This window comes from Oceanispirochaeta sp. (genome assembly GCF_027859075.1).
Classification (GTDB): Bacteria; Spirochaetota; Spirochaetia; order DSM-2461; family DSM-2461; genus Oceanispirochaeta.
The window spans coordinates 1-6,242 of record NZ_JAQIBL010000178.1; the positions used below are offsets into that span (position 1 = coordinate 1).

The following is a 6,242-nucleotide window of genomic DNA, read 5'->3' on the forward strand; positions in this document are numbered from 1 at the left end:
CTCTCTGGGAATCATCCTGGATATGGAGCTTGAAAAAGCCAGACGATCCCGAAAAGAAAACAAAAGATCCCTCATCCTGCTGTCCATAAACAATTATCAGAAAATTTGCCTTGAACATGGAATCTCTACAGGAAACATGCTCCTTGAAAATACCGGTATCAGGATGAAAGAATGCCTCAGATCCACGGATTATATTTTCCGTTACAATGGAAATGAACTGGCTGTCATTCTTACCACAATGGCGGCAGAGACCGAACCGCTTATCGTAGCCCGGAAACTGATGAATGTGGTGACCATACCCTATAGAAAAGAAGAAACCAATATATCCTTGTCCTGTACCATGGGGATTGCCATCTTTCCCGAAGACGGTCAGGACTGCAGCAGCCTGATAACCAGTGCGTCCAAGGCTTTGGCCTCGGCCCTGCATGAAGAAAAAGACTTCCGTCTCTTTGACAACAACATCCATAAAATTGCCGAATCAAGGCTTAAGCTTGAGAATGATCTGAACAGAGCCTTTGATCTGAATCAATTTGAACTCTACTACCAGCCCATTGTTGATGAGAATGAGATAATCAAAGGCTGTGAGACACTGATCCGCTGGAATCATCCCGAAAGAGGCATGGTCCCCCCCTCCCTGTTCATTCCCGTATCGGAACAGACAGGTCTTATCTCTGCTATATCTAAATGGGTCCTCTTTCAAACAGCCCATCAGATCAAATCCTGGAGTGAGAATTACAGAATCTATACTTCCGTCAACCTGACAGCTCGGGAGTATGCCGATGAGAACCTTCCTTCCATACTGGCGGCAGCCCTGAGGCAGGCCGGGAATCTGTCTCCCGACTTCCTTCACCTTGAAATCACAGAATCAGAAACAATGCAGCGCCCCGAAGATACCATTCAGAAGATGCAGATGATAAGGGACATGGGGTTTGAGATATTTATGGATGATTTTGGAACCGGCCATTCCAGCCTCAGCTATCTGAAAGATCTCCCTGCGGATACTCTGAAACTGGATAAATCCTTTATTGATAACATAGCCAACGATCAGGATAGTCGGGATTTCCTGGAACTGATCACTCACATGGCCGGAAACAGGCATAAATCACTTATAATTGAAGGTGTCGAAACAAGAGAGCAGTTTAAAATTCTTCTAAAAGCCGGTTGCACACGCTTTCAGGGGTATTTATTTTCCCCCCCCCTTCCTCCGGTCCAGTTTGAAGAGTTAGTGAAACGGAACCTCACAAAGATGTAACCGTTACATATCCAAAAAGACTGATAATCCCAACTATTATATGATAGTGTTTATGTATGATTATAAAATGTGCCTGGTGCGGCCTTGTCATTGACGATTCTGACACCGGTCCCGTCTCTCATGGGATCTGCCCCTCCTGTAAAAAGCAATTGCTCAGTGAAAAAGAAGAGAGTGAGAAAGATGAAAAAAAGATCCCCTTGGAAAGTACAGCAAAAGAACAAAGCATCAGGGTGAGAATATAAATTAAGAAAAGATCCTCCCAAAGGAGTGGTTTATACTATAATGATATCAGTTATGAAAACCAGATTCATCCTTCTTTTCCTTATTTTTATATCTTTCCATTCTCTGTACAGCCAGAATTCCCAGGGATCACCAGCCAAAGAGGTACGGATAGGGCTTTTCCGCTTCGATCCCATTAATTTCATAGATGACTCGGGCCTTCCATCCGGCTTATACCCCGCCCTGATACAAGAAATTGCTCATAAATCCCATTGGAAGGTCCGTTATGTGGAAGGATCCTTCAATGAAGGTCTGGAACGGCTGCAAAATGAAGAAATAGATCTGATGATCTCCGTCGCCTGGTCTGAGGGTCGTTCGGAAATCATGGATTACAACCAGGAGTCTGTGGTGGAACTCTGGGGACAGGTCTATACGACCCCGGGAAATTATTTAACCAATATCATTGATCTCCAGGGACAAACTGTAGGAGTCATGGAGAGGGATATCACCGGCGCGAATCTGATCAAGACAGCCGCCTTGCTGGGCATCACATTCAAAACCATTGAATACCCGAGCTTTCATGATGTCTTGAGGGCCATTGAAAGGGGGGAAGTACAGGCGGGAACGGCTCCTCAACATTATGGCCTGCGCCACCTTTCTGATTATAATCTGGTGGGAACGAGTATTCTCTTCTCTCCCTTCTCCATCTACTTCGCGACCAAAAAAGGGTTGCATGACGATCTGCTCTATGATATTGACTTCTGCCTCTCCGAATGGAAACAGGAAAAAGATTCGGTTTATTATAATCAGATACGCGATTGGATGTCCCCGGAAGGTCTGGTAAAAAACGTCATTCCCCTGTGGATCAAGCTCCTCCTTGTCATAACATCGTTGCTGATCATCATTGTTTCCTATATCAATCTGCTTTTCGGAAGGAACTTGAAAAGGCGAACCATCAGCATAAGAGAAAAGGAATCCCGGTACAGATCACTCGTGCAGCAGCTTAACAGCATCATCCTCCGGCTCAGTCCGGACGGAAGGGTCCTTTTTGTAAATGACTTCGGACTTTCCCTGCTCCACATAAAAAAAATGGATATCCTCCAGAAAAACATTCTCACCCTTGAACTCCTCCCCGACGGATTGACCCTGGAAAGCCTGAAGCAACCAGAATCTTTGAAACAGCTGGATATGGTCAGAGAGATGAAAATCGGCGGGGAAAGACTTGTCATTCAGTGGTCATTGAACACAATCGGAGACGATGAAGGCAGCCTGCAAGAGATTCTCTGCCTTGGATTTGACATCACAGATCGAGTCAGGATGGAACAGGCACTGAAAGAGAGTGAAGAAAAATTCACCAGTTTTATGAAGAATATCCCGGCCAGTGCCTTTATAATGAATGATAAAGGTGAACATATTTACGCCAATCCTGCGGCTCAAAGTCACTTAAAAAAACAAAAGGAATTTCTCCTGACAGAGATTTCCCAGGATGAACCGAATTTTCTTTCAAAGATAAGAGAGTCCGAAAAAAAATTGTTTACGGGCCAATCCCTTTCAGAAAAGGTTGAATATGAGATCATGGAAAAGAATTCTGAATCAGTCACCCGGATAGAGGCAAATCTTTTCCCTATTGTTCAATCCAACGGGAAAATACTGATTGGAGGAATCGTCTTCGATGTTACCGAAGCCCGTGAGATAGAAGAGCAGCTGAATCAATCACGGAAAATGCAGGCCATTGGAGAACTGGCTGGCGGCATTGCCCATGACTTTAACAACCAGCTCTCGGGCATCATGGGATACGCCGACTTGCTGACTCAGGGCATTACTGATCCAAGACAGGAAGGATATGCCAAAAAACTGCATAATGGTATAGAAAGAGCCTCAGAGGTGACAAAACAGCTGCTGATCTTTAGCAGGAAGGGTAAAAAAGAGACAGTATCCGTCAATATGAACCATCTGATACTGGAATTGATTGACTTCTTGACCCATAGCATTGAAAAACAGATCGCCATCCATTTTACAGAAAGAACTGAAGACTCTATCATTCAGGGAGACCCGAACCTGATACAGAACGCTCTCCTCAATATCTCAATCAATGCCCGGGATGCCATAAAAGGAAAGGGATCTCTTTATTTTTCTACCCACAAGATTGTGGTGGACGACAAGATGGCTGCCCTTCAGGGTTACTCCATAGAAAAAGGGCCTTATCTGGTGGTCTCTGTCGAAGACACAGGATCCGGCATGCCTAAAGAGATCAAGGAAAAGATATTCGAGCCTTTTTTTACCACCAAGGATATGGGACAGGGAACCGGCATGGGACTGGCCATGGTCTACAGTTCCATGAAAGATCATCTCGGCAATGTTACCGTACAGACGACAGAGAACAAAGGGACTGTTTTCAGTCTCTATTTCCCCTGTGCCCCTTCAAAGAACAAGAAAGAAGCTATTGAAAGAATCAGTGAAGAGGTACAAGCTCAATCCCTGCAGATTGCCATTGTGGATGATGAGCAGATGATACGGGAATTCCTGAGCCTGTCTCTGTTGGAAGCGGGTCACAGGGTGGCCCTCTTTGAGGGGGGAAAACAGATTATCAAAGCCTTTAAGGAGAATCATTCCTCCTTTGATCTTGTCATTCTGGATATGATCATGCCTGGAATGAGCGGCCTGGAAACCTATCAGCTTCTAAGCGAAATCCATCCGGAGATCCCCGTCCTTCTCTCGAGCGGATACAGTCCAAAAGAAGAGCTGCAGGCAATTCTGAAGAATACAAATGTCATCTACCTGCAGAAACCCTACAGCATCGGCGAGCTGCACAGCGCCATCTCCTCTCTGATAAACAAAATCAGAAGCGCCGAAGATTCACAGGGGAAAACCCAGGATATATAAGAGAAGCTCTCAGGGCTGAATACTTCGGTTTATCCCTTCTTCCTGAGTGTCAGAAGCCGGGTAATGGACCTGATAAGGGACTCTTCCGAAATAGGTTTAGTGATGACATCACTGATGCCGGCGTCTTCAAAGCGTTCCAGATCTTCCTTATGGGAATAGGCGGTCACCGCAATGACCGGCAGATCCGCATACTGATCCATGCTCCGGATCTCTTTCAAAACTTCAAGTCCGCTTTTTCGCGGAAGCCCCATATCCAACAGCACCAGATCAGGCTGGGAATAAACCAGTTCCTCCAGGGCTTCCACTCCGTTCACCGCCGAAATAACCTCCCATCCTCTGGATTCAAGGATCTTTTCCAGAAGATACAGATTGATGGTATCATCCTCAACCACCAGTATCCGGGGATTGTCCTCCAGGCTTTGAACCTCACCATATGGAGCCTCAGCATCGGGGAATTCTTCTGCCTGTTCCGGCAGAGACACGGTAAAACAGCTCCCCTGTCCAGGCAGGGAAACCAGATTCAGCTCCCCCCCCATAGCCCGGGTCAGGCTGCGGCAGATGGCCAGTCCCAAACCGGTTCCGCTATGCTCCTTTGTATAGGGAGACTCAAGTTGCAGAAAGGGCTGAAATATATCCTCCTGCCTGCTTTCGGGTATCCCGAGACCCTGGTCTTCCACTTCGATTTTCAGACCATCCGAGAGAGAACAGCGCAGGGAGATAGTACCCTTGCTGGAGTATTTCACCGCATTGATCAACAGGTTGCTGATAATCTGTATCAACCGGATCTCATCGCCTACGAAAAGAAGATGAGATTCTGGAAGAGACCATTTCAGTGACAATCCCTTACTTTCAGCCTGAGGGAGCTGTAAACGGCAGAGCTTATTCAAGCTGTCACAAGGAGAGAACGAGTGATAACGGAACTTCATAGAACCCGCATCAAGCTGTGTGTAATCAAGGATATCCGAGATGACTGCCGAAAGATGGAGAGCCGAAAACTCTGCCAGGCTATGATACATCTCCATGTCATCATCCATGGGGAGTGTGGTCATCAGCTTCAGCATCCCCAGAACACCATTCAAGGGCGTTCTCATTTCATGATTAATATTGGAAAGAAATTCAGATTTGGCCCAATTGGCACTTTCCGCCGCGTCCTTGGCAATGCGGAGTTAGGGGACGGGATTCCCGACCCTTATTGAAAAAGAATTCAGGAATATAGGATCCTTTGGTCATTTTAATAATGACAGGATCATTCAGACCCGGACCTTCATAATACTGGGTCAGTCTGTCTCTCAGCCGTTTAGCCTCCACCCTGATCCGGGGATCAATCTGCTGATCAAAGGTTGTTTCGAGTCCGAAAGCATCCACGGCGATTGAGAATTCCTTGATTTGAGAACTCTCTTCCAACAGAACTTTGTTGCTCACATAACGCAAAAAGCTGCTCGCTCTTTTTGCCCCGCGAAACAACTTATGATTCAGCATGGGATCCAGCTGGTCATGTATTTCGTCTGCATGATTATGGGGATCATTCATTTATAAAATCCTGTTGTGACAGCTGAATCGAAGAATTCAGACATAATCTATATTATATACATATCGTCATAGTCAAACATAATCTATAACTAGACTTTATTTGACAAAATTGTAGTTAAGTTTGAAAATCTCAACATTATTGTAGGTAAAACCATCATAGCCTCGTCTATTCATAGCTGGTATCTACAAATTTGTACATTATCAATAAACCTTATATATACATTCATTGTATACATTTAAGACATAAATGAAATGTTCGTTTGTACCTAATTGTAAAATATTGGTACAAATTTTGCAAAGAAATACAAAAATGCTTTGTTGGAGAAAAAAATTTATGAACAAATTATCCTTCAGGAAA

5 protein-coding genes are annotated in these 6,242 nt (G+C 45.0%); 3 read left to right on the forward strand and 2 right to left on the reverse strand.

Going from position 1 to position 6,242, the window contains the following annotated elements; genetic code table 11:
• From PF479_RS09760 to PF479_RS09770, 3 genes are all read left to right on the forward strand, one after another.
• On the forward strand, positions 1-1,252 hold a 1,252-nt coding region (locus PF479_RS09760), incomplete at its 5' end, for a bifunctional diguanylate cyclase/phosphodiesterase (RefSeq protein WP_298005606.1).
• 56 nt (positions 1,253-1,308) lie between these two features.
• The gene (locus PF479_RS09765; RefSeq protein WP_298005609.1) at positions 1,309-1,494 is read left to right on the forward strand and encodes a hypothetical protein; all 186 of its coding nucleotides are present in this window, start codon (positions 1,309-1,311) and stop codon (positions 1,492-1,494) included.
• Between the two features lie 52 nt (positions 1,495-1,546).
• Positions 1,547-4,354: a response regulator gene (locus PF479_RS09770; RefSeq protein ID WP_298005611.1), complete on the forward strand. Its 2,808-nt coding sequence runs from the start codon at positions 1,547-1,549 to the stop codon at positions 4,352-4,354.
• A gap of 29 nt (positions 4,355-4,383) precedes the next feature.
• Here PF479_RS09770 and PF479_RS09775 read toward each other — a convergent pair whose 3' ends face one another.
• Both PF479_RS09775 and PF479_RS09780 read right to left on the reverse strand, forming a co-directional pair.
• The gene (locus PF479_RS09775) at positions 4,384-5,433 is read right to left on the reverse strand and encodes an ATP-binding protein (RefSeq protein ID WP_298005614.1); all 1,050 of its coding nucleotides are present in this window, start codon (positions 5,431-5,433) and stop codon (positions 4,384-4,386) included.
• Positions 5,434-5,470: 37 nt separating this feature from the next.
• Positions 5,471-5,884, reverse strand: coding sequence for a hypothetical protein (locus PF479_RS09780; protein ID WP_298005617.1), 414 nt, complete (start codon positions 5,882-5,884; stop codon positions 5,471-5,473).
• Between the last annotated feature and the right edge of the window lie 358 nt (positions 5,885-6,242).